This is a genomic window from Variovorax sp. UC74_104 (genome assembly GCF_044055375.1).
Lineage (GTDB): Bacteria > Pseudomonadota > Gammaproteobacteria > Burkholderiales > Burkholderiaceae_C > Variovorax.
The window spans coordinates 99,043-124,045 of the sequence record NZ_CP171978.1; the positions used below are offsets into that span (position 1 = coordinate 99,043).

A 25,003-nucleotide genomic window follows, 5' to 3' on the forward strand; every position below is an offset into this window, starting at 1 on the left:
GCATCAAAGGAATCGCATGCCTCTCCTGCATGTCTCGCGCCAATCGTCCTTTTCGCCGCGCCTCGCGACCGTGGCCGCCATCGTCCTGCTGGTCCTCGCGGGCTGCGGCAAGAGCGATGCGCCCGGAGGTCCGGGCGGCGGAGGCGGTGGCGGCGGTCATCCCGCGCCAGAAGTCGGCGTGGTCGTGGCCACGCCGACGGACGTCGGACTTGTTACCGAACTGCCCGGCCGCCTCGAGGCCTCCCGCATCGCCCAGGTCCGCGCGCGCGCGTCGGGCATCCTGCTGAAGCGCGAATTCCGCGAAGGCAGCGACGTGAAGGCCGGCCAGCTGCTGTTCCGCATCGACCCGGCGCCGCTGGTGGCCGCCACCCAGAACGCGCAGGCCACGCTGGCCCGCGCCGAAGCCAACGCCGTGCAGGCCAAGGCCCTGGCCGAGCGCTACAAGCCGCTGGTCGAGGCCAATGCCGTGAGCAAGCAGGAGTACGCGACCGCCGTGGCCTCCGCCAAGCAGGCCGAGGCCGACGTGGCCTCGGGCCGCGCGGCGTTGCAGACCGCCAAGATCAACCAGAGCTATGCCGACGTGACCTCGCCCATCGCGGGCCGCATCGGCCGCGCCCTCGTCACCGAGGGCGCTCTGGTGGGCCAGGGCGACGCCACCGAGCTCGCCGTGGTGCAGCAGATCAACCCGCTGTACGTGAACTTCACGCAGTCGGCCTCCGACGCCATGAAGCTGCGCCGCGCCGTGGCCGCCGGCCAGTACAAGCGCGCGAGCGGCGAGGAGGCCGCGACCATCCGCGTGGTGCTCGAAGACGGCACCGACTACCCGCTCGAAGGCAAGCTGCTCTTCTCCGACCTCACGGTCGACTCCACCACCGGCCAGGTAACGCTGCGCGCCGAAGTGCCCAATCCCAAGGGCGAGCTGCTGCCCGGCCTGTATGTGCGCGTGAAGCTCGAGCAGGCCCAGGCCACCAACGCGATCACGGTGCCGCAGCAGGCCGTCACGCGCACGCAGCAGGGCGACACGGTGTCGGTGGTCGACAAGGACGGCAAGATCAGCAAGCGCACCGTCAAGATCAGCGCCGCCAAGGACAACCAGTGGGTGGTGCTCGACGGCCTGAAGGCCGGCGAACAGGTGATGGTCGACGGCTTCCAGAAGCTGCAGATGATGCCGCCCGGCACGCCGGTGAAGGCCGTCCCGTGGACCAAGCCGAACCCCAACGGCGGCGCGCCCAAGCCCGCCGCCGAGGCAGCCGCGCCCGCGGCAGCCGCCTCCGCCGAGAAGGCTCCGGCCGACAAGGCCCCGGCCGAGAAGAAGTAATCAGGAGCGCGCCCGCAAATGGCCAAATTCTTTATCGACCGACCGATCTTCGCCTGGGTGATCGCACTGTTCATCCTGGTGGTGGGCGGCGTGTCAATCACCCAGCTGCCGATCTCGCAGTACCCGCCGGTGGCGCCTCCCGCCATCGTGATCAACGTCGCCTACCCCGGCGCCTCGGCGCAGACGCTCGAGGACAGCGTGCTGTCCGTCATCGAGCGCGAGATGAACGGCTCGCCGGGGCTGATCTACATGGAATCGGTGGCCCAGGCCGACGGCACCGGCTCCATCACGATCAGCTTCGAGCCCGGCACCAACGACGACCTCGCGCAGGTGGACGTGCAGAACCGGCTGTCGCGTGCGACGCCGCGCCTGCCCTCCGCCGTGACCCAGCAGGGTGTGCGCGTGGACAAGTCGCGCAACAACTTCCTGATGTTCGTGATGCTGTCCTCGGACAACCCGAACTTCGACCCGGTGGCGCTCGGCGACTACGCCGCGCGCAACGTCGTGCCCGAGCTGCAGCGCGTGGTCGGCGTGGGCCAGGCCCAGCTCTTCGGCTCCGAGAACGCGATGCGCGTGTGGGTCGACCCGGCCAAGCTGCAGGGCTTCAACCTGTCGGCGACCGACGTCAACAACGCCATTCGCGCGCAGAACGCGCAGGTGGCCTCGGGCACGCTGGGCGACCTGCCCAACATCCCGGGCCAGGCCATCGCGGCCACGGTGACGGTGAACGGCCAGCTGGCCAACGTCGAGCAGTTCAAGAACATCGTGCTGCGCGCCAACACCGACGGCTCGACCGTGCGGCTGAAGGACGTGGCGCGCGTGGAGCTCGGCGGCCAGTCGTACGCCACCTCGGCGCGCCTGAACGGCGTGCCCGCGGTCGGCGTCGGCGTGCAGCCCACGCCCAACGGCAACGCGCTGCAGTCGGCCAAGGCGATCCGCGCCAAGATGGCCGAGCTCGAGCGCTACTTCCCGCAGGGCGTGAAGTGGGCCATTCCGTACGACAGCTCGCGCTTCGTGCAGATCTCGATCACCGAAGTGGTCAAGACGCTGCTGGAAGCCGTGGCGCTGGTGTTCGTGGTGATGTTCCTGTTCCTGCAGAACTGGCGCTACACGATCATCCCCACCATCGTGGTGCCGATCGCGCTGCTGGGCACCTTCGCCTCGCTGCTGGCGCTGGGCTTCTCGATCAACGTGCTGACCATGTTCGGCATGGTGCTGGTGATCGGCATCGTGGTGGACGACGCCATCGTGGTGGTGGAGAACGTCGAGCGCATCATGAGCGAAGAGGGGCTCTCGCCGCTCGAAGCCACGCGCAAGGCCATGAGGCAGATCTCCGGCGCCATCATCGGCGTGACGGTGGTGCTGATCTCGGTGTTCGTGCCGCTGGCCTTCTTCGCGGGCTCCACCGGCAACATCTACCGCCAGTTCTCGGCGGTGATGGTGGCCTCGATCGCCTTCTCGGCCTTCATGGCGCTGTCGCTCACTCCGGCGCTGTGCGCCACGCTGCTCAAGCCGGTGGAGGCGGGCCATCACCACGAGAAGACCGGCTTCTTCGGCTGGTTCAACCGCGGCTTCTCCCGCACGGCCAAGGGCTATGAAGGCGTGGTCGCGCGCATCCTGCGCCGCGCCGCGCGCTACCTCGTGATCTACGTCGCGATCATCGGCGCGGTGGTGTTCACCTACACCCGCCTGCCGAGCTCCTTCCTGCCGCAGGAAGACCAGGGCAACATCATCGTGAACGTGCAGCTGCCGCCTGGCGCCACGCAGGAGCGCGCGCTGTCGGTCATGCAGCAGGTCGAGGGCTTCATCCTGAAGCAGCCCGAAGTGCAGAGCATGGTGGGCGTGATGGGCTTCAGCTTCTCGGGCCAGGGCCAGAACGCGGGCCTTGCCTTCGTGACGCTGAAGGACTGGGAAGAGCGCAAGGACCCGGCCCACTCGGCCAGCGCGCTGGCCGGCCGTGCCTTCGGTGCGCTCTCGGGCATCCGCGACGCCTTCATCTACCCGCTGAGCCCGCCGCCCATTCCCGAACTGGGCAACGCCAGCGGCTTCAGCTTCCGCCTGCAGGACCGCTCGGGCGCGGGCCACGACGCGCTGATCGCCGCGCGCAACCAGCTGCTGGGCATGGCCTCGCAGAGCAAGGTGCTGGCGCAGGTCCGCCCCGACGGCCTGGAAGACGCGCCGCAGCTGCAGATCGACATCGACCGCGACAAGGCCAACGCTCTGGGCGTGAGCTTCGACGCGATCAACGCGACGCTGTCGACCGCGCTGGGTTCGAGCTACATCAACGACTTCCCGAACCGCGGCCGACTGCAGCGCGTGGTGGTGCAGGCCGACGCCCCGGCGCGCATGCAGCCCGACGACCTGCTCAAGCTGAACGCCAGCAACACGCAGGGCCAGCCGGTGCCGCTGGCGTCCTTCGCGTCCACCAAGTGGGTGACGGGCGCCACGCAGACGGTGCGCTACAACGGCTATCCGGCGATCCGCATCAGCGGCGACGCGGCCCCGGGCCACAGCACGGGCGCGGCGATGGCCGAGATGGAGAAGCTCGCATCGCAGCTGCCCGCCGGCTTCGGCTACGAATGGACCGGCCAGTCGCGCGAGGAAAAGCTCGCCGGCTCGCAGGCCATCATCCTGTACGGCTTCGCGATCCTGGCGGTGTTCCTCTGCCTGGCCGCGCTGTACGAGAGCTGGTCGATCCCGCTGTCGGTGATCCTGGTGGTGCCGCTGGGCGTGCTGGGCGTGCTGGTGGCGACGATGCTGCGCGCGTATTCGAACGACGTGTACTTCCAGGTGGGCCTGATCACCATCATCGGCCTCTCGGCGAAGAACGCGATCCTGATCATCGAGTTCGCGAAGGACCTGCAGGCCCAGGGCAAGGGCGTCATCGAGTCGGCGCTGGAAGCCGCCCACCTGCGGTTCCGCCCGATCGTCATGACCTCGCTGGCCTTCGGCCTGGGCGTGGTGCCGCTAGTCATCGCCTCGGGCGCCGGCTCCGCAAGCCAGCGCGCCATCGGCACCGGCGTGCTCGGCGGCATGGTGACTGGCACCGCGCTGGCCGTGATCTTCGTGCCGGTGTTCTTCGTGGTGGTGCGCAGCCTGTTCAAGGGCAGCAAGCGCCAGCACGAAGCCGACAAGCGGCATGCCGAAGCCGCCGGCATCTCCGCCGAGGAAACGAAACATGATTAAGAAATTCATTCCCACCGCACTGGCCGCGTCGATGCTGCTGGCCGGCTGCTCGCTGATCCCGACCTACGAGCGCCCCGCCGCGCCGGTGCCCACCACCTACCCGGGCGATCCGGCCCAGCCGCAGGGCGAGGCCGCGGCCAACCTGCCCTGGCAGGACTTCTTCACCGACCCGCGGCTGGCGGGACTGATCCGCACGGCGCTCGCGAACAACCGCGACCTGCGCGTGTCGGTGCTCAACATCGAGCAGGCGCGCGCGCAGTTCCAGATCGAGCGCTCGAACCTGTTCCCCGCGCTCGGCCTGACGGGCACGGGCTCGCGCTCGAGCCCCAACGCCTACCAGGCGATCGACCCGAGCCAGGGCAGCGTGGCCTCTTCGTACAGCGTCAACTTCGGCTTCACGGCCTGGGAGCTGGACTTCTTCGGCCGCATCCGCGCGCTGAAGGACCAGGCGCTGGCGCAGTACCTCGCCACGGACGAGACCCGCAAGGCGGTGCAGATCAGCCTGATCGCGTCGGTGGCCAACGGCTGGCTCACGCTGCTGGCCGACGACGAGCTGCTGGAGATCACGCGCCAGACGATGGTCACGCGCGAGGAGTCTGTGCGCCTGACCAAGATGCGCTTCGACAACGGCGTGTCGTCGGAGCTCGACTTCCAGGCCGCGAACTCGCTGCTGGAAACGGCGCGCGCCTCCTATGCGCAGCAGCAGCGCACCCGCGCGCAGGACGAGAACGCCCTCGCCCTGCTGCTGGGCGCGCCCGTGCCTGCCGACGCAACGGCCGGTGGCGCCAAGGGCCTGGAGGGCATCAAGCCGATGCCCGACGTGCCGGCCGGCCTGCCCTCCGACCTGCTGGCCGAGCGGCCCGACATCCGCTCGGCGGAGCAGCAGCTGATCGCGGCCAATGCCAACATCGGCGCGGCGCGCGCGAACTTCTTCCCGCGCGTGTCGCTGACCAGCTCGATCGGCACCGCGAGCAGCGAGTTCTCGGGCCTGTTCGACCGCGGCTCCAAGGCATGGTCTTTCGCGCCCACGGTGACGCTGCCGATCTTCGACGCAGGCCGCAACATCGCCACGCTCGACTCGGCCAAGGCCGGGCGCGAGATCGCGGTGGCGCAGTACGAGAAGTCGATCCAGACGGCATTCCGCGAAGTGGCCGACGCGCTCGCAGGCCGCGCCACGCTGGGCGAGCAGGTGCGCGCGCAGCGTGCGCAGGCCGATGCGGAGGCCGTGCGCTTCAAGCTCTCCGACCTGCGCTACCGCAACGGCATCGCCAGCGCGCTCGACCTGCTCGACGCGCAGCGCTCGCTGTTCACGGCGCAGCAGTCGGCGGTGACGACGCGCCTGCTGCAGCTGCAGAACCAGGTCACGCTGTACAAGACGCTGGGCGGCGGCTGGGCCACGCGCGACGCCGGCGACGCTGCGGGCGGCAAGGGCTGAGACAGACGCCAAGGCGTCCCATAAGGGAGGTCCCTTGCCCCGGCCGGCAAGGGCTCTCTCTATAATCGCCGGTTGGTTAGGAAAAGCCCCCCGACGAGCCCCCGATAATTGAGGACGCGAATGAGCGCAGACCCGCATTACCAGGCCACAGAAGAAGCCCACACCGGGCCGATCAAGAACCCGAAGCAACTGCTGCTCGCGGTATTTTTTTCCTTCATTGTCCCGATCCTGATCATCGTGGGTCTTGTCTCCTACGTGGTCTCGGGCAACAAGCCCGCCGGCACCGCCGAGGGCGACAACATGGCGCTGTACGGCGTGACCAAGGAAGCGCGCGACCGTGACGTGGCCGAGCGCCTCAAGAAGGTCGGCAGCATCGAGATCCGCGACGCCAACCGTCCGCTCGCAGCCGGCGAGGCCGTGTTCAAGGCCCAGTGCGTCGCCTGCCACGGAGCGCCCGGCATCCCTGGCGCCCCTCACCTGAACGACGCAGCAGCCTGGGGCCCGCGCATCGGCCAGGGCTACGCAACGCTGCTCGAACATGCCCTGAAGGGCAAGGGCGCCATGCCTCCACAGGGCGGCGGCGACTTCGAAGACCTCGAAGTGGGCCGTGCAGTGGTCTACATGGCCAATGCCGGCGGCGCCAAGTTCCCGGTGCCCGATCGCCCCGCTGCAGCAGCCGCGGCGCCCGCCGAAGGCGCTTCCGGCGCGGCTCCTGCCGCAGCGGCGGCCAGCGCGCCGGCCAAGTAAGCGTTTTCCCTGATCAGCAGAAAAAGAAAGCCGGCCCAGCGCCGGCTTTTTTGCATTCAGCCGCGCGAAACGGCTTCGGCGTGGCGTTCGGCGGGGCTCAGCACGTGACCGAAGCGCACGGGCAAGGTGCTGGCTTGCACGTTCTCAGGCGTCCACAGCCCCCGCTCCACGGCTTCCGCCGCGATGCCCACGTCCTGCGTGTGCACCAGCCCGAGCCCCAGCGGCGAGGCCAGATAGAGCCGGCCTTCCTCGTCGAGCAGGCAACCCGACACCGTGGCTGCCGCTCCCGTATGGGCGGTGACGGTGAAGCCGCCGCTCGCATCTTCGGCCACGCGCCACACCAGCGGCGACGCCTCCAGCTCCACGTACACCCGCTGCGGCCCGTTCTGGAAGAACCACTGGCCCTCGTCGTCGTGCTCGTAGTTGCGGTGGATGAATTCGATCAGCTTGTCGTGCCGCAGCATCGAGCCCTTGGCCGCACGGAACGGGCCCATGGCCTGAGTGCGGTCGTCGCGCATGTACCAGTTGCCGCGCGCGTCCAGGCCGAGCCAGCCGTAGCAGTGCGGCACGTTGGGCCACTTGGCGAGCGCCTGTTTGACTATGTCGTCCATCGCGTCATTCTCTTCCCGGCGACAAGCCCCCACCGTCAGCGGAAACGCCGCCGTGCAGCTGCAGCCAGCCGCCGACCTGTTCCGGCATGCCCCGCACATGCCCCGGCGGCAGCCCCATCGGAAAGCCGACGTGCCCGCCGTGCTCGGGCTGCCACAGCGTGACGTGCGAGCCCACCTCGCCGGGCTTCGGCAGGCTGTATGCCGGGATGAACGGATCGTTGCGCGCGTTCACCACGAGGGCCGGCACGCGGATCGAGGCGAGGTGCGGCTTCGCCGAGCCCCGCGCCCAGTAGTCGTCGGCATCGCGAAAGCCGTGCAGCGGCGCGGTGAAGACGTTGTCGAACTCGTAGAGATTGCGCGACGACACCAGCCGCTCGCGGTCGAACAGGCCCGGAAACTGCGCCAGCTTGGCCAGCGCCTTGGGCTTCATGGTCGAGAGGAACATGCGCGTGTAGACCAGCTTGTTGAAGCCCCGGCCGATGGCCTCGCCGCCCGCCGCGAGGTCGAGCGGCGCGCAGACCGAGGCCACCGCACTCACCACGCCGGAGGCGGTTTCGCCCGCTTCGCAAGCCCATCGCATCAGCGCATTGCCGCCCAGCGACACGCCCGCAGCCAGCACCGGCCCGCCGCCCTTGCGCGCGTGCTGCTCGCGCATGCGCGCGAGGATCCAGCCGATCTCCTCGAAGTCGCCCGAGTGGTAGGCGCGCGGCGCGAGGTTCATCTCGCCGCTGCAGCCGCGGAAATGGGGCACCGCGAAGGCCATGCCGCGCGATGCCGCGAAGGTGGCGAAGGCTTCGGCGTAGTGGCTGCGCGAGGAGCCCTCGAGTCCGTGGAACAGCACCAGCAGCGGCCTCGCGCCGGGCATCGGGGCATCGACGAAATCGACGTCGATGAAGTCGGCACCGTCCGGCGTCGACCAGCGTTCGCGCCGGTAGACCGGGGCCGGCCCGTCGAAGCGCCGGGCATAGAGCGCAGCCCAGATGGTCTGCAGGTTGCCGCCGGGCAGCCAGGGCGGCGCGGCGTAGTCCATCGACTGAAGAGAAGTTCCGGCAACGGCAGCCGGAGAAAAGGAAGCGGCGGGAGAGAGCATCAATGCAGGACCTGGGGCGGATCGTTCGCGTCGTCCGGCTCGCGCGCGGTGCCGGGGCTCGCGTGGTGCGCCACCATGCGCCAGCCCTGCGCGGTCTTGTGATAGACGTTGGTGGCCAGCACGAAGGCATGGCGCGGGCCCTCGGCGGTGAGCACCTCGATGCGCTCCAGCACGTTGTGCACCGCGCTCGCGAGCGACTCGATCTTGCGCACCCGCGCAGGCATCGCATGGATCGCGCCGTTGCCGAACATCTGCTCGAAGGCCGCGCGGATCGCCACGGACCCTACGAGCCTCGGGCCGCCGGGGTGCACGCAGAACACCTCGTCCTCGTCGGCCCAGCAGGCCATCAGCGCGTCGATGTCGCCGCGCTGCAGCGCTTCATAGAAGGCCGCCTCGACGTCGTCGGCGGTGCCGCCGATGGCCGCGGCGGCACGGAGTGGGGTCTTGGGCATGGCGTGATTTTGCCGCGCGCTCCATGACGCGGGCACTGCACCGCTTTGGCTCCGGCCGCACCGCGGTGCCGCAGCCGGGGCAAAGCTTCTGCTCCGTTTTGGACCAAATGGTCAAAACGACGGCGTCTAATTTTCATAAGCCGTTGATTTGAAAGGATTTATCCAACTGGCACGCCGTATGCATGAAGCCTCCCGAACCCGCAACAGGAGCCCTTCCAATGAACGTCGGCATCTTCATTCCCATCGGCAACAACGGCTGGCTGCTTTCCGAGAACGCACCGCAGTACAAGCCCAGCTTCGAGCTCAACAAGCAGATCACGCTGAAAGCGGAGCATTACGGCGTCGACTTCGCGCTGTCCATGATCAAGCTGCGCGGCTTCGGCGGCAAGACGGAGTTCTGGGACCACAACCTGGAGTCCTTCACGCTCATGGCCGGCCTCGCCGCGGTCACCAGCAGGATCAAGCTCTTCGCCACCGCCGCATCGCTGGTGATGCCGCCGGCCATCGTGGCGCGCATGTCGTCCACCATCGACTCGATCTCCAACGGCCGCTTCGGCCTGAACCTCGTCACCGGCTGGCAGCGGCCCGAGTACTCGCAGATGGGCATGTGGCCCGGCGACCAGTTCTTCGGCACGCGCTACCAGTACCTGTCGGAATACATCCAGGTGCTGCGCGACCTCTGGGGCAAGGGCTCGTCCGACTTCAAGGGCGAGCACTTCAAGATGGAAGACTGCCGCCTCAGCCCGCAGCCGCAAGCCGACATGAAGGTGATCTGCGCAGGCCAGAGCGACGCGGGCATGGAGTTCTCGGCCAAGTACGCCGACTACAACTTCTGCTTCGGCAAGGGGGTGAACACGCCCAAGGCCTTCGCGCCCGCGGCCGACAAGCTCATCGAGGCCGCCGCGAAGACCGGCCGCAAGGTCACGACCTACGTGCTGATGATGGTGATCGCCGATGAGACCGACGAGGCCGCGCGCGCCAAGTGGGAGCACTACAAGGCCGGCGCCGATCACGAGGCCATCGCGTGGCTGGGCCAGCAGGGCGCGGCCGACACCAAGTCGGGCGCCGACACCAACGTGCGCCAGATGGCCGACCCGACCTCGGCCGTGAACATCAACATGGGCACGCTGGTCGGCTCCTACGCGAACGTCGCGCGCATGCTCGACGAAATGGCCCAGGTGCCCGGCACCGAAGGCGTGCTGCTGACCTTCGACGACTTCGTGCAGGGCGTGGAGGCCTTCGGCGAGCGCATCCAGCCGCTGATGAAGAGCCGCGCGCACGTGGACAGCCCCGTGCCCTCGCAGGTCGAGCCCGAGCGCCTCGCGGCCTGATCGGAAGGAGCGCCACATGACCACTCCCGCACGCAACACCACGCTGAGCTCGAACACGCCCGTCGGCGCGCCGCGCGCCCCCGGTGCGCCCGCGCCGCTGATACTGCCCGCGCGGCCCGAACCGCTGGCGCTGCACACGAGCGACTCGGCACTGATCGTCGTCGACATGCAGAACGCCTATGCCTCCATCGGCGGCTACGTCGACTCGGCCGGCTTCGACATCTCCGGCGCGCAGAGCACCATCGCCAGCATCTCGCGCAGCATCGCGGCGGCGCGCGCGGCCGGCATGCTGGTCGTGTTCCTGCAGAACGGATGGGACGCGAACTACGTGGAAGCCGGCGGCCCCGGCTCGCCCAACTGGCACAAGTCGAACGCGCTCAAGACCATGCGCGCCAGGCCCGAGCTGCAGGGCAAGTTCCTCGCGAAGGGCGGCTGGGACTACGAGCTCATCGAGGAGATGAAGCCGCAGCCTGGCGACATCGTCGTGCCCAAGACGCGCTACAGCGGCTTCTTCAACAGCACCCTCGACAGCACCCTGCGCTCGCGCGGCATCCGCCACCTGGTGTTCACCGGCATCGCCACCAACGTGTGCGTCGAATCGACGCTGCGCGACGCCTTCCACCTCGAGTACTTCGCGGTGATGCTGGAAGACGCCACGCACGAGCTCGGCGGACCCGCCATCCAGAAGGCATCGGTCTACAACGTGGAGACCTTCTTCGGCTGGGTGTCCACGACGGAGCATTTCTGCAGCACCTTCGCGCCCTCCCTCACCACCCAAGCCGCTCAGCCCGCCAAGGCCGAAGCGGCCGTCGCCTGATTTCCCTTTCCACTCTCTTCGACAAGGACCCTCCACCATGCCCAAGCAAGCCATCATTCCTCCCGGCACCGGCGTTCCCATCGCTCCCTTCGTTCCCGGCACGCTCGCCGACGGCGTGCTGTACGTGTCGGGCACGCTGCCCTTCGACAAGGACAACAACGTGGTGCACGTGGGCGACGCGAGCGCGCAGGCCAGGCACGTGCTCACCACCATCAAGGGCGTGGTCGAGGCCGCCGGCGGCACCATGGACGACGTGACCTTCAACCAGATCATGCTCAAGGACTGGGCCGACTACGCGAAGATCAACGCGGTGTATGCCGAGTTCTTCCCCGGCACCAAGCCCGCGCGCTACTGCATCCAGTGCGGCCTGGTGAAGCCCGACGCGCTGGTCGAGATCGCGTCGATCGCGCACGTGGGCAAGAAGGCCTGAGCTTCATGAGCGCGCTGCACTACGAGGTGCACGGGCCGTCCGATGCAGCGGCCACGGTGCTGCTGTCGTCGGGCCTCGGCGGCTCGGCCGGCTTCTGGCAGCCGCAGCTCGGCGCGCTGATGGCCGCCGGCTACCGCGTCATCGCCTACGACCAGCGCGGCACCGGCCGCAGCCCCGCCACGCTGCCCGAGGCCTATGCCATCGCGGACATGGCGCGGGACGTGATCGAGATACTCGATGCGACGAACACCGCGCGGTGCCACTTCGCGGGCCATGCGCTCGGCGGCCTCGTCGGACTGCAGCTCGCGCTGGATGCGCCTTCGCGCATCGCGAGCCTCGCGCTCGTCAACGCGTGGTCGAAGCCCAACCCGCATTCGGCGCGCTGCTTCGATGCGCGGCTCGCGCTGCTGGGCGCATGCGGCCCGCGCGCGTACGTCGAAGCGCAGCCGATCTTTCTCTACCCCGCCGCCTGGGCCGCCGAGAACGCGCAGCGCGTGGCCGACGAAGTCGATCACGCCTTCGCGCACTTCCCGGGCGAAGCCAACATGCGGGCGCGCATCGCCGCGCTGCGCGCCTTCGACATCGACGCCCGCCTCGCCGACATCGCCGCGCCCGCGTTGATCGCCGCGGCCAAGGACGACACGCTCGTGCCCTGGACCTGCTCTCAGCGCCTGGCCGATGGCCTGCGCGACGTCACGCTCGACTTCGTGCCGCACGGCGGCCATGCCCACAGCGTGACCGAGGCGCAAGCCTTCAACCGCAGCCTGCTCGACTTTCTCTCGCGGGTCAGCGCACCCGCCGTTCCAGCATGACCTCCAAGAACACCCTCGACGACGCCGCGCTGTCGCTGCTCTTCACCGGCGCGCGCAGCCACAACGGCTGGACCGACGAGCCCGTCACCGACGCGCAGCTGAAGCAGATCTACGCGCTCGCGAGCCTCGGCCCCACCTCGGCCAACTGCTCGCCCGCGCGCTTCGTCTTCGTGCGCACGCCCGAGGGCAAGCAGCGCCTCGCGCCGGCCCTCTCCAAGGGCAACCTCGACAAGACCATGGCCGCGCCCGTCACGGTCATCGCCGCGTGGGACCGCAAGTTCTACGACAGGCTGCCTGCGCTGTTCCCGCACGCCGACGCGCGCAGCTGGTTCACCGGCAGCCCCGAGGCCGCCCACGAGACGGCCTTTCGCAACGCCAGCCTGCAGGCGGGCTACCTGCTGCTCGCGGCGCGCGCGGTCGGGCTCGACGCGGGCCCGATGTCGGGCTTCGACAAGGCGAAGGTCGACGCGGCCTTCTTCGAGGGTACCGACTGGACCGTCAACTTCCTCATCAACCTCGGCCACGGCGACGCGTCGAAGCTGTTCGGCCGCCTGACGCGGCTGGCCTTCGACGAGGCCTGCCTGCTGGCCTGAAGGAGTCATGCGAGATGCTGCACAACGCCATGGCCTCGAATCCCGCTTCATCGTCACCCAATCCCGCCCTGCTGCCGCAGGGCCTGCAGAAGGCCGACTACCGCAACGCGATGGCGCGGCTGGGCGCGGCGGTGAACATCATCACCACCGACGGCCCCGCAGGCCGCGCGGGCTTCACCGCATCAGCCGTGTGCAGCGTGACCGACGAGCCACCGACGCTGCTGGTGTGCCTGAACCGTTCGGCCTCGGTGTACCCGGCGTTCAAGGCCAACGGCGTGCTGTGCGTCAACGTGCTGGCAGCCGGGCACCAGTCGCTGTCCGCCCTCTTCGGCGGCAAGACGCCGATGGACGAGCGCTTCGCCGCAGCAAGCTGGAGCAGCAAGACCACCGGCTCGCCGGTGCTGGACGATGCAGCCGTGTCCTTCGACTGCCGCGTGGTGCATGCGACGAGCTCGGGCACGCACGATGTTTTTTTCTGTGAAGCCGTCTCCATCGCCATCGGCGGCGCGGCGCAGGGGCTGATCTACTTCGATCGGCGGTATCACGAGATCGCTGCGCCGCCATCCCACTGACCCGTTTTATCCCCTCTCCCCAAGGGGAGAGGGAGCAAGGCCTCAGCGCGGCACGATGCCCTGCAGCACGATGCGCTGAACGTTCTCCACCGCGCGCTCGAAGAAGGCCTCGTCTTCCAGCGTGTGCCCCGACAGCGCCTGCACCTGCACGCCGAAGTCCGCGTAGTGCTGCGTCATTGCCCACAGCGCGAAGATCAGGTGGTGCGGATCGACCGGCGCCAGCTTGCCCGCATCGATCCATGCGCGGATCACTTCCGATTTCTTCTCCACCAGCGTGCGCAGTTCGCGATCGAGTTCGTCGCGCAGCAGCGGCGCGCCCTGGATCATCTCCAGGCAGAAGAGCCGCGACGCATCGGGCCGGTCGCGCGAGACCACCAGCTTGCGGCGGATGTAGTCGCCGATGGCCTCGGCCGGATCCTGCTCCGCGCTGAAGCCGCGCAGCGGCTCGAGCCACAGCGCGAGCAGGTCGCGCAGCACGTTGACGTAGAGCTCTTCCTTGTTCGCGAAGTAGTAGAGCAGGTTGCTCTTCGACACGTCGGCGCGCGCGGCCACCTGGTCGATGGAGGTGCCGTGCAGGCCGAAGCGCGAGAACAGCCCCAGCGCCGCGCCGAGGATCGCGCTGCGCTTGTCCTCGATCTGGCGCAACCGGCGGTTCACCGCGGAGGCGCTGCGCACCGCCGGCTTCGCGCGCTTGCGCGCGGGGCTTTCCTTGCTGGCGTTCACGGCCAGTGCTTTGGTCTTCGGCATCTTTCCTCGTTCCTCCCTCGTTCGTTCAATCGCTCGATCGGTCGGTCCTGCCTCGGCAGGCGCTACGGCGCACCACTGTAAGGCCGTGGTGCATCGCCATGCGCCGCAACCGCCTTCGCGGCACGGCAATTCGCACCATGCTGACGCGACGAATGGGTTTTGTCCATTTGGTCCAACTGGCACAGACGTTGCATGGCGAAAGGCATGCCAAGCACGAGGAACCTGCCATGACCCTGCTTTCCGTACCCATCATCGATCTCGCGCCCTACTTCGCCGGAAGCGCCGAAGGCAAGGCGGAGGTAGCGAAGAAAGTCGACGAGGCCTGCCGCAGCATCGGCTTCCTCGTCATCACCAACCACGGCATCTCTGCGGAGCTGATCTCGCGCGTGTCGTCGCTCTCGCGCAAGTTCTTCGACATGCCGCTGGGCGAGAAGCGCAAGGTCGATCGTCCGCGCGAGGACGCGGTGCGCGGCTACAGCGCGGTGGGCGAGGAAGGGCTCTCCTACAGCCTGGAGGAAGCGGCACCGGGCGACCTGAAGGAGTCGTTCTCCATCGGCCCCTCGAACGTGCCGGACGACGACTACCACCGCGGCCCCGCAGCAGGCCCGCACTTCGAACCCAACAGCTGGCCGCCCATCGAGGGCTTCAAGGAAGCGTACGAGCAGTACTTCGAGGCGATGAGCGATCTCTCGCGCTCGCTGATGCGCGTCTTCGCGCTCGGCCTCTCGCTGCCCGAGACCTTCTTCGACGACAAGATCGACAGGCACATCAGCATGTTCCGCGTGCTGAGCTACCCGCCCCAGCGCGAGCAGCCTCTGCCCGGCCAGCTGCGCGCGGGCGCGCACAGCGACTATGGCAGCCTCACCATCGTGCTGCCCGACGACAAGGGCCTGCAGGTGTTCAACAAGGCCGGCCAGTGGGTGGACGTGCCGCAGGTCGAGGGCGGCCTGGTGGTCAACATCGCCGACCTCATGATGCAGTGGACCAACGACCAGTGGGTGTCCACGCTGCACCGCGTGATCAACCCGCCCTTCGAGGTGGCGAGCACCAACCGCCGCCAGTCGCTGGTGTTCTTCCACCAGCCCAACTACGACGCGATGGTCGAGTGCCTACCGAGCTGCCTCGCACCGGGCGAGCAGCCGAAGTACGCGCCCATCTCGTCGGGCGACCACCTCACCTCCAAGTTCGTCAAGCAGACGACCTTCGGCGGCACCAAGGTCGCGGCCTGAATCCTCGGAGGCGCCCGGATCACATGGCCCACCTGTCCTACGTCAACGTCTTCGCGAAGGACGTGGTCGCGCTCAGCGGCTTCTACCAGCGCGTGTTCGGCTTCAAGGAGATCGAGGCGATCCGCTCGCCCATCTTCCGAGGGCTGGACACCGGCAAGTCGAGCCTCGGCTTCAACGCGCTCGATGCCTACGAGCTGCTGCACCTGAGCGAGTTCTCCGACACGCGCGGCGTGAAGTTCCTGCTGAACATCGACGTCGACAGCCAGGCCGACGTCGACCGCATGGTGCCCGTCGCTCTAGAGGCCGGCGCCACGCTCGTGAAGCCGCCCTACGTCACCTACTACAACTGGTACCAGTCGGTGCTGCTCGATCCCGAGGGCAATGTGTTCCGCATCAACTTCATGATGTGACGCGCACTGCGACCACTTCATCTTTCGTCTCCGTTCTTCCCTCCGTCAAAGCCTCTACTCAAAGGTAGTTCCATGCAGCTGCGCACCCTCACTCCCAGCCTGGGCCTCGCGATGACCATCGCGGCCGGAGGCGCGTCCTTCACCACGCTGACCGCTGCGGCCGCCGACGGCTTCACGCTGAAGGACAAGCCGAAGATCGCGATGCTCTACTTCGGCCCCAAGAACGACGGCGGCTGGACGCAGGCCTTCGACGAGGCCCGCGTGAAGATCGAGAAGGAGATCGGCCAGAAGATCCAGTTCGTGGAGAACGTGCCCGAGGACGCGTCGGCCATCAAGCCCGCGGCCGAGAAATTCATCCAGCGCGGCGCCAACATCGTGATCGGCACCGCCTTCGGCTATTCCGACAGCTTCAAGGACCTGGCCGCCAAGTACCCCGACGTGGCCTTCCTCAACGGCTCAGGCACCACCAACGGCAGCAACCTCGAGTCGTTCTACGGCCGCACCTACGAGAGCCAGTACCTCTGCGGCATGGCCGCCGGTGCCGCATCGAAGACCGGCAAGCTGGGCTTCGTCGCGGCCAACCCCTTCGGCGTGGTGAACTGGACCATCAACGCCTTCGCGCTCGGCGCGCAGAAGATGAACCCCAACGCCACCGTCAACGTGATCTACACCGGCGCGTGGAACGACCCGGTGAAGGAGCGCGCAGCGGCAGCCGCGCTCATCGACCAGGGCGCCGACGTGATCGGCCAGCACGTGGACAGCCCCACGCCGCAGATCGTCGCGCAGGAACGCGGCGTGTACGGCACCGGCCACCACCGCGACCTGCGCCAGTTCGCGCCCAAGGCCACGCTGTGCTCCTCCGTATGGGTGTGGGACCGCTTCCTGACGCCGGAGCTCAAGAAGATCATGGCCGGCGGCTGGAAGCCCGCGCAGTACGGCGCCTTCATCGAGATGAAGGACGGCGGCACCGACATCGCCGGCTTCGGCCCGGCCGTGCCCAAGGACAAGGCCGCGCTCATCACCGCCGAGCGCGACGCGATCATGAAGGGCAAGCAGGTCTACGCCGGCCCGCTCGCCGACCGCGACGGCAAGGAGCGCGTGGCCAAGGGCGCCGTGCTTTCGGACGCCGACCTCTGGAAGATGGACTGGTTCGTCAAGGGCGTGGTCACGCAGAAGTAGGCCCGCAAACAAGGCAAGGCCGCACATGCCCAACGCGCTCGAACTCACCGGCATCCGCAAGACCTTCGACGGCTTCGCGGCACTGACCGACGCCCACTTCGCAGCGCGCTGGGGCGAGGTGCACGCGCTGCTCGGCGAGAACGGCGCGGGCAAGTCGTCGCTGATGAACATCGCGGCCGGGCTCTACGCACCCGAGGCCGGGCAACTGCTGGTGGACGACAACGCGGTGCGGTTCGCCGGGCCGCGCGACGCGGCGAAGCATCGCATCGGCATGGTCCACCAGCATTTCAAGCTGGTGCGGCCTTTCACGGTGGCGCAGAACATCCTGCTCACCGCGCCGCCGCCGGCGGAGTTCCAGAGCCACGGCGAGCGGCTGCGCGAGATCACGCGCGACATCCGCAACAAGGCGGCGGAGCTGGGCTTCGACATCGATCCGTCGAAGCGCGTCGATGCGCTGTCGGTCGCCGAGCAGCAGCGCGTGGAAATCCTCAAGGTGCTGCTGGCGGGCGCGCGCATCCTGATCCTCGACGAGCCCACGGCCGTGCTGACCGACCAGGAGGCCGCGCGCCTGCTGCAGACGGTGCAGGGCCTGGCGCGCAAGGGCGCGGCGGTGGTGCTCGTCACGCACAAGATGGCCGACGTGAAGACCTACGCCGACCGAGTGACGGTGATGCGCGGCGGACGCACGGTGGCCACGCTGAAGCCGCAAGAAGCATCGGTCGCCGAGCTGGTGAAGCTCACGGTGGGCGAGTCGATCGCCGCGCAGGGCTTCCAGCCCTCGGCGGCGCCGCGCGGGCCGGTGCGCCTTTCGGTGCGCGGCCTGCGCACGCCCGCATCGCCCGAGGGCCGCCGCGTGCTCGACGGGGTGGACCTCGACCTGCATGCGGGCGAGATCTACGGCCTCGCCGGCGTGGGCGGCAACGGACAGGGCGAACTGGCGGGCGCGATCATGGGCCTGGAAGGCGAGCCCACCGAGGGCGAGATGCGGCTCGAAGGCCATGGCGACCTCAAGACCATGCCTGCCTCGGTGCGCCGGAGCATCGGCATCGCGGCCATTCCCGCCGACCGCTACGGGCTCGCGCTCGCGGGCGGCCTCTCGGTGGCCGAGAACTACGCCATCGGCCGCGTGCATACCGGCCGCTACGGCCCCGTGTGGCGCCTGCGCCGCGGCCGCATCCAGGCTGACACGCAGGAAGCGGTGCGCGCCTTCGACGTACAGGGCGTGCGCTCGGTCGCGCAGAAGGCCGCGCTGCTCTCGGGCGGCAACGCGCAGAAGCTGGTGCTCGCGCGCGAGTTCGGCAAGTCGCCCACGCTGGTGCTCGCGCACAGCCCGAGCCGCGGGCTCGACGTGCGCGCCAGCGCCGAGGTGCACGCCAGGCTGCGCGCTGCACGCGACAGCGGCGCGGCGGTGCTGCTCATCAGCGAGGACCTCGACGAGGTGCTGCAGCTCGCCGACCGCGTCGGCGTGATGACGCGCGGGCGCATCGCCGGCGAGTTCGCGCAGCCCGCGGACCGGCAGGCCATCGGACAGGCGATGGTGGACCATGGCTGACGCATCCCTCATGGCCGACATGGCAGTTCCCTCTTCCACATCCTCCACGCCTTCCAAGGCTGCTGCTGCCGTCGCGCACGAGGCGCCGCGCAACGCGCAGTCCGTGCAACCGCTGGCCCGCCGACGCTACGCACTCGAGATCCGCCAGCACATGCCGTGGCGCTGGCAGGCGCTGATCCTCGCGGCCGCGCTGCTCGCAGGCTTCGCGATCTCGGCGGCGATCCTCATCGCGGCGGGCGTGCCCGCCGACGAGCTCGCCAACGAGTTCGTGACGCAGACCTTCTTCGACGGCCAGAACTTCCGCGCCGTGCTCTTCCAGGCCGCGCCGATGATCCTCGTCGGTCTCGCGGGCTGCGTCGCCTTCCGTGCGCGCTTCTGGAACCTCGGGCTCGAAGGCCAGATGATCTGGGGCGCCATCGGCGCGACCGCCGTCTCGATGTGGCAGATCGGCCCCGAGAACCTGCGCCTGCCGCTCATGTTCGTCGCGGCCATCGGCTGCGGGCTGCTGTGGGTGCTGGGGCCCGCGTGGCTCAAGCTCAAGCTCGGCGTGAACGAGATCATCTCGACGCTGATGCTCAACTACATGGCAGCCAACTTCCTGCTGCACCTGGTCTACGGCAGCTGGAAGGACCCGAAGGACAACTTCCCCTACTCGCCGCAGTTCCGCGCGTTCGAGCGCCTGCCCGAGCTCGGTGCGGGCATCGGCAGCTCGATCCTGCTGGCGGGCGTCGTCGCGCTGCTGGCGTGGTGGCTCGCGAGCGTGAGCCGCATGGGCCTGTACCTGCGCTTCGTCGACGCCAACCCGCGCATGGCGCATGCCAGCGGGGTGCCGGTGCGGCGCACCATCTACGGTGCGGTGCTGCTGTCGGGCGCGATGGCCGGGCTCGCGGGCTTCGCCGTGGCGGCGGGGCAGGAAGGCCGGCTCACGCAGGCCTTCTACCAGGGCTACGGCTTCTCGGGCATCCTCATCGCCTTCCTCGCGCGCAACAACCCGCTGGCGGCCACGGTGGTGGCGCTGCTGGTGGCGGCGCTGTTCGTCACCGGGCGCAGCCTGCAGGTGTTCTACCAGGTGCCGTTCTCGATGGTGCAGCTGATCCAGGCGGTGATCGTGGTGTGCGTGGCGTCGAGCGACTTCTTCATTCGCCACCGGCTGCGCCGCGTCGGCGGGGAGGCTGCAGCATGAACGGCGGCATCGTCCTCAACTGGCTCGCGAGCACGCCGGACTTCGCGGTGCCCTATGCGCTCGCGGCGCTCGGGCTCATCGTCTGCGAGCGCGCGGGCGTGCTCGCGCTCGGCGCCGAGGGGCTGATGCTGGTCGGCGCGCTGGCCGGCATCGGCGCGCAGATCGTCATCGGCCAGCCGGCCGTGTCGCTGGTGCTCGCGATGCTGGCGGCCAGCGTGGTGTCGGTGCTGTTCGCGGTGATGGTGATCTGGCTGCGCGTGAACCAGGTGATCGCCGGGCTCGCGCTGGTGTTCTTTTGCCAGGGGCTCACGGCGCTGGTGGGCTCGATGGCCGAGTGGACCAACCATGCGACCGAAGGCATCGGCGCGATGGGCCTGTGGCCGCTGTCGCTGCTGCCGGGAGTGGGACGGATCTTCGAGCAGAACGCGATGGTGTGGCTCACGCTGCCGATCTTCGGCGCGGTCGCGTGGTTCTTCGCGCGCAGCTCGGCCGGCCTGCGGCTGCGTGCGGTGGGCGAGAACCCGCAGGCGGCCGACGCGGCGGGCATCCGCGTGACAGCATGGCGCTTCGCGGCGGTGCTCGCGGGCTCGGCGCTGGTGGGGCTGGCGGGTGCCTACATCTCGGTGGTCAGCACCAAGCTGTGGATCGCGGGCATGACCGGCGGCCGCGGCTGGATCGCCGTGGGCCTCGTGATCTTCGCGCGCTGGTCGCCGTGGAAGGCGCTCGTCGGTGCGCTGCTCTTCGGCTGCATCGAGGCGCTGATTCCCCAGCTGGCCGCTGCCGGCGTGCAGTTGCCGCAGTACTTCGTGATGATGACGCCGTATGCGGTGACGCTCGGCGTGATGGTGTGGGTCGCGCTCTCGCGGCGCGGCGCCGATGAAGAGCCCGGCGCGCTGGGCCAACCCTACGTGAGAGAAGAGCGCCGATGAAGGCCTGGGTCTACAACGAGGAGCGCGAGCTCGACGCGGCGAAGTTCGCCGACTATCTCAACCCCGCCACCACCGCGGTCGTCTCCATCGACATGCACCGCGGCCACCTGGACGACAGCCCCGACTGCCCCTGCCCCGCGCCGCGTGCGCGCGACGTGGTGGCGCCCATCGACGGCTTCCACGACGCGGTGCGCGGGCTGGGCGTGCGCATCGTGCACGTCAGATCGGTGCTGCGGCCCGGCGGGGTCGACGACATCAACGGCATTCCGTCGGCGTGGCGGCGCACCTTCCCGCTGCATGTGGGCGAGATTCCCAACGCCGACGCGCACGCCATCGAGGGCTCGAAGTGGACCGAATGGGTCACGCGCGTGGAGCCCGGCGACATGCGCGTCGACGGCAAGCGCCGGCTCTCGGCCTTCTACCCGACCGACCTCGACTTCCTGCTGCGCAACCAGCGCATCGAGACCGTGGTGCTCGATGGCGGCTTCACCGACTGCTGCGTGCTCAACACCGCCTTCGACGCCAGCAACCGCAACTACCGCGTGATCGTGCTGCGCGACCTGGTGCGCGGCACCGATGCGCACCTTGAAGGCGCGGCGCTGGCGATGGTGTCGCTGCACCTGGGGCTGGTGATGGATTCGGAAGAGCTGCTGCGGGTGTGGCGCGGCTGAGCTTCAGCCCGGCACGCGCAACCATCGCGCGGCTACGATCTGCATGTCGCCCTGCGCCGACTCCCACACCAACTCCGGCGCCGCCACATGCACGCCCGGCGGCGCGATGCGCAGCGCCACGTCGACCAGCTCGGCCACCTTCGACGCGCGCACCGGCTGCTCGCTGCTGGGCACCATGAAGCGCACGACCGACAGCATCCACGCGGCCACGCGCTCGAAGGGGTTGGCGAGCTTCGCGTTGGCCGGCTTGCGCGCCGAGCGTACGAGGATCACGCGCTCGAAGCCGCAGGCCACCACGGCCTGCTCGTCGAGGCTGGCGAGCCCGCGCTTCAGCGCCTCGGGCAGCCGGCCCTGGTCGTGCGGCTGCACGATGGCCAGCGTCTGCACGCCGCATGAACGCAGCCAGCGGGCCAGCTCGGGCAGGTCGGAAGGCTCGGGCACCCACAGTGCGCGCTCGCGGTCGTGGTACAGGCGCGGCGGGTCGAAGGCGATGATGGCCGTGTGGGCCGAGGTCGGCGGCCACTGCGCGATGGGCAAGGCGGGGCTCAGGTAGGTCTCGACGCCGCGCAGCCCGTCGCGGATCGGCTCCTTCGCCAGTACACGGGTGTGCGCATGGCGGTGGCTGCCCGCCAGCCGCCGCAGCAGCTCGGCGCCCAGCGCGCCGGTCGCTCCCGCGATCAGCAGCGTGCCGAAGGCGGAGGAGGCGACGGGCAAGACCGCACGGTTGGCGGCTTGCAGGGCTTGCAGCGGATCGAGGGCCATGGAGCCGCCTATGCTACCTTCCGCATCTTCTGCGGAGGTAATGCAAATGATGATGAAGCGCTGGTTCCTGATCCTTGCGGCGGTCGTTTCCCTGAGCGGATGCGGCTACAACCAGTTCCAGTCCCTCGACGAGGCCAGCAAGTCGGCCTGGAGCGAGGTCCTCAACCAGTACCAGCGGCGCGCCGACCTCGTGCCGAACATCGTGGCCACCGTCAAGGGCGAGGCCAGCTTCGAGCAGGACACGCTCACCAAGGTGATCGAGGCGCGCGCAAAGGCCACCTCGATCCAGGTGACGCCCGAGACGCTCAACAACCCCGAAGCGTTCAACAAGTTCCAGCAGGCGCAGGGCGAGCTTTCTTCAGCTCTGTCGCGGCTGATGGTGGTGTCGGAGCGCTATCCCGAGCTCAAGGCCAACCAGGCCTTCCGCGACCTGCGCGTGACGCTGGAAGGCACCGAGAACCGCATCACGGTGGCGCGCAACCGCTATATCGAGAGCGTGCAGGAGTACAACGTGCTCGCGCGCAGCTTCCCGACCAACCTCACGGCCAAGATCTTCGGCTACGCGCCCAAGCCGAACTTCTCGGTGCAGAACGAGGCGCAGATCTCGACGCCCCCGACGGTCGATTTCAGCACTCCGAAAAAGTAACTCCCCCAGGCTTCGTGCACTTCGTGTCACTTCGCCAACCCCCTCGCCGGGGGCAACACCTGCGGACCGGCGAAGCCGGATCCGCGGTGTTCCTGGAACTGTTCGCGCGTGTTTTTTCGGCCGTCGTCGCTGTCTGGATGCTGCTGGCAACGGGCAGCGCGCTCGCGCAAAGCCTGCTGCCGATTCCCACGCTCACCGCGCGCGTGATCGACCAGACCGGCACGCTCGACGGTGCGCAGCGCAACGGCCTGGAGACCAAGCTCGCGGCTTTCGAGCAGCGCAAGGGTTCGCAGATCGTGGTGCTGATGGTGCCGACCACCGCGCCCGAGGACATCGCCAGCTACACGCAGCGCGTGGGCGATGCCTGGAAGATCGGCCGCAAGGACGTCGGCGACGGCCTGCTGGTGGTGGTGGCCAAGGACGACCGCAAGATGCGCATCGCGACGGCCAAGACGCTCGAAGGCGCGGTGCCCGATCTCGCAGCTGCGCGCATCATCGACGAGGAGATGAAGCCGCGTTTTCGCAACGGCGACTTCGCGGGCGGGCTGAACGCTGCGGTGGACCGGCTCATCGGGCTGGTCGACGGCGAGCCGCTGCCGGAGCCCTCGCGCAACACCGGTGGCGGTGGTGGCGGCAACGGGGGCTTCGACTGGGAGAACCTCGCGATCTTCCTGTTCGTCGGCGTCTTCGTCGGCGCGCCGATCGCGCGGGCCATCTTCGGCAAGAAGCTGGGCACGATGTTCATCGGCGGCGGCGTGGGCGTGGTGGTGTTCTTCATCACCACCAGCATCGCCATCGCGGTGATCGCGGCACTGGTGGCGCTTATCGTCTCGCTGGTCGCCGGCACGGGGCGGCCGGGTGGCGGAGGGGGTGGCGGCTGGAGTTCCGGCGGAGGCGGCTGGAGCGGCGGTGGTGGCGGCTTCAGTGGCGGCGGCGGAGGCGGCGGTTTCAGCTCCGGCGGCGGCGGCAATTTCGGCGGCGGCGGCGCGTCGGGGGACTGGTGAACACGATGCGGACCACGAACACGAAACCGGACGACGCGGGCCTCTTCGCGAAGCTGGGCCGCATCTGGCGGCACCGCTGGATTGACGAATCCGAGGTCCGGCGCGCGATTCCCCCGGCCGCGCTGGAGCGCCTCGCGCACCGCGTGACGGCGAGCGAGCGGCGCCACAGCGGCGAGATCCGCATCTGCGTCGAGGCCGGCCTTCCGATGTCGTACCTCTGGCGCCACGCGCCGCCGCGCGAGCGTGCCGTGACGCTGTTCGGCAAGCTGCGCGTGTGGGACACGGCACACAACAACGGTGTGCTCATCTACCTGCTGCTGGCCGAACACGCCATCGAAATCGTGGCCGACCGGGGCATCGACGCGCATGTCGACGATGCCGAATGGGCCGCCATGGCGCAGCGCATGAGCGCAGCCTTCCGCGAAGGCCGCTTCGAGGACGGGCTCACGCAGGCGCTGGAAGAGATTTCCGCGCTGCTGGTCGAGCACTTTCCGCTGGCAGAAGGCGAGCTCGACGTGAACGAGCTGCCCGACGAGCCCGTGGTGCTCTGACTCCTTTCTTCCTCCCTCCCCCGCTGGGGGAAGGAGCCAAAGTCACTCCTGAACTGGCAGCGCCCAGACGGCATCGCCGCCCACCGCATGGAAGCGCCGGCCCGGCGCAGATTCCATCAGCCACCCACCCGTGAACTCGCCGAAGGCCGGCAGCACCGCCTGCTGCCCGTCGCTCGCAAAGCAGGGCAGCCGCACGCTGTCGCGGCCCCGGCCGTGGAGCCTGCAGACGGGATGCAGATGCCCCGCGAGCACGAAGTGCGTGGCATGCGTCTGCGGATGGTGGCAGCAGGCGAAGGGGCCGAGCAGGAAAGGCTCGTCGACCACCTCGATGCCGAGTGCCGACGGCGGGTCGCCCGCGCGGCTGTCGTGGTTGCCGCGCACCAGGGTCATCGCGATGGCTGCATGGCGTACGCGCCAGGGCTCGACGGCGGCGAGCACCGTGCGCGCCTGCGCCGCGTGGAGGAAGTCGCCGAGGAACACGATGCGCCCGGGCTCGTGCCTTTCGATCAGCGCATCGAGCCGCGCGAGGTTCTGCTGCGTGGTGCCGACGGGCACCGGCTGGCCGAGTGCACGGTAGGTCGCGGCCTTGCCCAGGTGCAGGTCGGCCACGAAGAGCACGCGCTGGCCGGGCCACCAGAGGGCCCGCTCGGGCAGCAGGTGCAGCAGTTCGCCCGCCCAGTGGACGGCGAGCGGCGCGGTGGACGTATCGGGAGATCTCACCCGGCCAGTGTCGCAAAACCTGCGAT

At 68.9% G+C, this 25,003-nt stretch carries 26 protein-coding genes; 20 read left to right on the plus strand and 6 right to left on the minus strand.

Features of this window, described 5'->3' with window-relative positions; all coding sequences use genetic code 11:
- Window positions 1–16 precede the first annotated feature (16 nt).
- The 4 genes from ACHMXA_RS00430 (at window position 17) to ACHMXA_RS00445 (ending at window position 6,686) form a co-directional block, all read left to right on the plus strand.
- Window positions 17–1,318, plus strand: a complete 1,302-nt coding sequence (locus ACHMXA_RS00430; RefSeq protein ID WP_176668428.1) for an efflux RND transporter periplasmic adaptor subunit — start codon at window positions 17–19, stop codon at window positions 1,316–1,318.
- An 18-nt stretch (window positions 1,319–1,336) separates the two neighbouring features.
- Window positions 1,337–4,504, plus strand: a complete 3,168-nt coding sequence (locus ACHMXA_RS00435) for an efflux RND transporter permease subunit (protein WP_395317605.1) — start codon at window positions 1,337–1,339, stop codon at window positions 4,502–4,504.
- The gene (locus ACHMXA_RS00440; protein WP_395317606.1) at window positions 4,497–5,939 is read left to right on the plus strand and encodes an efflux transporter outer membrane subunit; all 1,443 of its coding nucleotides are present in this window, start codon (window positions 4,497–4,499) and stop codon (window positions 5,937–5,939) included. The genes ACHMXA_RS00435 and ACHMXA_RS00440 overlap by 8 nt, the downstream gene beginning before the upstream one ends.
- A gap of 120 nt (window positions 5,940–6,059) precedes the next feature.
- Entirely contained in the window at window positions 6,060–6,686 is a 627-nt protein-coding gene (locus tag ACHMXA_RS00445) for a c-type cytochrome (protein ID WP_395317607.1), read from the plus strand.
- Window positions 6,687–6,742: 56 nt separating this feature from the next.
- On the opposite strand, the gene ACHMXA_RS00450 is transcribed toward ACHMXA_RS00445, so the two are convergent.
- The 3 genes from ACHMXA_RS00450 to ACHMXA_RS00460 are packed head-to-tail and all read right to left on the minus strand — an operon-like array spanning window position 6,743 to window position 8,839.
- Window positions 6,743–7,297: a DUF2946 family protein gene (locus ACHMXA_RS00450; protein ID WP_395317608.1), complete on the minus strand. Its 555-nt coding sequence runs from the start codon at window positions 7,295–7,297 to the stop codon at window positions 6,743–6,745.
- A 4-nt stretch (window positions 7,298–7,301) separates the two neighbouring features.
- Window positions 7,302–8,327 (minus strand): YheT family hydrolase, encoded by a 1,026-nt coding sequence (locus ACHMXA_RS00455; RefSeq protein WP_395317609.1) that lies wholly within the window; start codon window positions 8,325–8,327, stop codon window positions 7,302–7,304.
- A 59-nt stretch (window positions 8,328–8,386) separates the two neighbouring features.
- Window positions 8,387–8,839, minus strand: a complete 453-nt coding sequence (locus tag ACHMXA_RS00460) for a YybH family protein (RefSeq protein WP_395317610.1) — start codon at window positions 8,837–8,839, stop codon at window positions 8,387–8,389.
- Window positions 8,840–9,057: 218 nt separating this feature from the next.
- Here ACHMXA_RS00460 and rutA point away from each other — a divergent pair, with 218 nt between their 5' ends.
- From rutA to rutF, 6 genes are read left to right on the plus strand one after another with little or no spacing between them, the layout of a single operon-like run.
- Window positions 9,058–10,170, plus strand: a complete 1,113-nt coding sequence (gene rutA, locus ACHMXA_RS00465; RefSeq protein ID WP_395317611.1) for a pyrimidine utilization protein A — start codon at window positions 9,058–9,060, stop codon at window positions 10,168–10,170.
- Window positions 10,171–10,186: 16 nt separating this feature from the next.
- Complete coding sequence (gene rutB / locus ACHMXA_RS00470; protein ID WP_395317612.1) at window positions 10,187–10,987, plus strand: pyrimidine utilization protein B; 801 nt, start codon at window positions 10,187–10,189, stop codon at window positions 10,985–10,987.
- Between the two features lie 37 nt (window positions 10,988–11,024).
- A complete protein-coding gene (gene rutC / locus ACHMXA_RS00475) occupies window positions 11,025–11,417 on the plus strand; it encodes a pyrimidine utilization protein C (RefSeq protein ID WP_019657601.1) in 393 nt (130 codons plus the stop codon).
- 5 nt (window positions 11,418–11,422) lie between these two features.
- The gene (gene rutD, locus ACHMXA_RS00480; protein ID WP_395317613.1) at window positions 11,423–12,229 is read left to right on the plus strand and encodes a pyrimidine utilization protein D; all 807 of its coding nucleotides are present in this window, start codon (window positions 11,423–11,425) and stop codon (window positions 12,227–12,229) included.
- On the plus strand, window positions 12,226–12,822 hold the full coding sequence (locus ACHMXA_RS00485) for a malonic semialdehyde reductase (RefSeq protein WP_395317614.1): 597 nt from the start codon (window positions 12,226–12,228) through the stop codon (window positions 12,820–12,822). Before rutD ends, ACHMXA_RS00485 begins: the two co-directional genes overlap by 4 nt.
- A 14-nt stretch (window positions 12,823–12,836) precedes the next feature.
- Window positions 12,837–13,394 (plus strand): NADH-dependent FMN reductase RutF, encoded by a 558-nt coding sequence (rutF, locus tag ACHMXA_RS00490; protein ID WP_395317615.1) that lies wholly within the window; start codon window positions 12,837–12,839, stop codon window positions 13,392–13,394.
- A 42-nt stretch (window positions 13,395–13,436) separates the two neighbouring features.
- On the opposite strand, the gene rutR is transcribed toward rutF, so the two are convergent.
- Entirely contained in the window at window positions 13,437–14,141 is a 705-nt protein-coding gene (rutR, locus tag ACHMXA_RS00495) for an HTH-type transcriptional regulator RutR (protein ID WP_395317616.1), read from the minus strand.
- Window positions 14,142–14,368: 227 nt separating this feature from the next.
- On the opposite strand from rutR, the gene ACHMXA_RS00500 reads away from it, so the two are divergent.
- The 7 genes from ACHMXA_RS00500 (at window position 14,369) to ACHMXA_RS00530 (ending at window position 21,294) form a co-directional block, all read left to right on the plus strand.
- Window positions 14,369–15,370 (plus strand): isopenicillin N synthase family dioxygenase, encoded by a 1,002-nt coding sequence (locus tag ACHMXA_RS00500; protein ID WP_395317617.1) that lies wholly within the window; start codon window positions 14,369–14,371, stop codon window positions 15,368–15,370.
- A gap of 23 nt (window positions 15,371–15,393) precedes the next feature.
- Window positions 15,394–15,780 carry a VOC family protein gene (locus ACHMXA_RS00505; RefSeq protein WP_093079022.1) on the plus strand — a complete coding sequence of 129 codons (387 nt, stop codon included), beginning with the start codon at window positions 15,394–15,396 and terminating at the stop codon, window positions 15,778–15,780.
- 72 nt (window positions 15,781–15,852) lie between these two features.
- Complete coding sequence (locus ACHMXA_RS00510; protein WP_395317618.1) at window positions 15,853–16,959, plus strand: BMP family ABC transporter substrate-binding protein; 1,107 nt, start codon at window positions 15,853–15,855, stop codon at window positions 16,957–16,959.
- A gap of 25 nt (window positions 16,960–16,984) precedes the next feature.
- Complete coding sequence (locus ACHMXA_RS00515; protein WP_395317619.1) at window positions 16,985–18,511, plus strand: ABC transporter ATP-binding protein; 1,527 nt, start codon at window positions 16,985–16,987, stop codon at window positions 18,509–18,511.
- Window positions 18,504–19,694 (plus strand): ABC transporter permease, encoded by a 1,191-nt coding sequence (locus ACHMXA_RS00520; RefSeq protein ID WP_395317620.1) that lies wholly within the window; start codon window positions 18,504–18,506, stop codon window positions 19,692–19,694. The genes ACHMXA_RS00515 and ACHMXA_RS00520 overlap by 8 nt, the downstream gene beginning before the upstream one ends.
- Window positions 19,691–20,623 carry an ABC transporter permease gene (locus ACHMXA_RS00525; protein WP_395317621.1) on the plus strand — a complete coding sequence of 311 codons (933 nt, stop codon included), beginning with the start codon at window positions 19,691–19,693 and terminating at the stop codon, window positions 20,621–20,623. Before ACHMXA_RS00520 ends, ACHMXA_RS00525 begins: the two co-directional genes overlap by 4 nt.
- Window positions 20,620–21,294 (plus strand): cysteine hydrolase family protein, encoded by a 675-nt coding sequence (locus ACHMXA_RS00530; protein ID WP_395317622.1) that lies wholly within the window; start codon window positions 20,620–20,622, stop codon window positions 21,292–21,294. The genes ACHMXA_RS00525 and ACHMXA_RS00530 overlap by 4 nt, the downstream gene beginning before the upstream one ends.
- A 3-nt stretch (window positions 21,295–21,297) precedes the next feature.
- Here the strand turns inward: ACHMXA_RS00530 and ACHMXA_RS00535 are convergent, their stop codons facing one another.
- Window positions 21,298–22,056, minus strand: a complete 759-nt coding sequence (locus ACHMXA_RS00535) for a hypothetical protein (RefSeq protein ID WP_395317624.1) — start codon at window positions 22,054–22,056, stop codon at window positions 21,298–21,300.
- Between the two features lie 46 nt (window positions 22,057–22,102).
- Here ACHMXA_RS00535 and ACHMXA_RS00540 point away from each other — a divergent pair, with 46 nt between their 5' ends.
- The 3 genes from ACHMXA_RS00540 to ACHMXA_RS00550 all read left to right on the plus strand — a co-directional run bounded on the left by ACHMXA_RS00540 (window position 22,103) and on the right by ACHMXA_RS00550 (window position 24,257).
- A complete protein-coding gene (locus tag ACHMXA_RS00540; RefSeq protein ID WP_176668447.1) occupies window positions 22,103–22,702 on the plus strand; it encodes a LemA family protein in 600 nt (199 codons plus the stop codon).
- A gap of 137 nt (window positions 22,703–22,839) precedes the next feature.
- The gene (locus tag ACHMXA_RS00545; RefSeq protein WP_395321184.1) at window positions 22,840–23,706 is read left to right on the plus strand and encodes a TPM domain-containing protein; all 867 of its coding nucleotides are present in this window, start codon (window positions 22,840–22,842) and stop codon (window positions 23,704–23,706) included.
- A 5-nt stretch (window positions 23,707–23,711) separates the two neighbouring features.
- Window positions 23,712–24,257 carry a TPM domain-containing protein gene (locus ACHMXA_RS00550; RefSeq protein ID WP_395317626.1) on the plus strand — a complete coding sequence of 182 codons (546 nt, stop codon included), beginning with the start codon at window positions 23,712–23,714 and terminating at the stop codon, window positions 24,255–24,257.
- A gap of 42 nt (window positions 24,258–24,299) precedes the next feature.
- Here the strand turns inward: ACHMXA_RS00550 and pdeM are convergent, their stop codons facing one another.
- The gene (gene pdeM, locus ACHMXA_RS00555) at window positions 24,300–24,977 is read right to left on the minus strand and encodes a ligase-associated DNA damage response endonuclease PdeM (protein ID WP_395317628.1); all 678 of its coding nucleotides are present in this window, start codon (window positions 24,975–24,977) and stop codon (window positions 24,300–24,302) included.
- Between the last annotated feature and the right edge of the window lie 26 nt (window positions 24,978–25,003).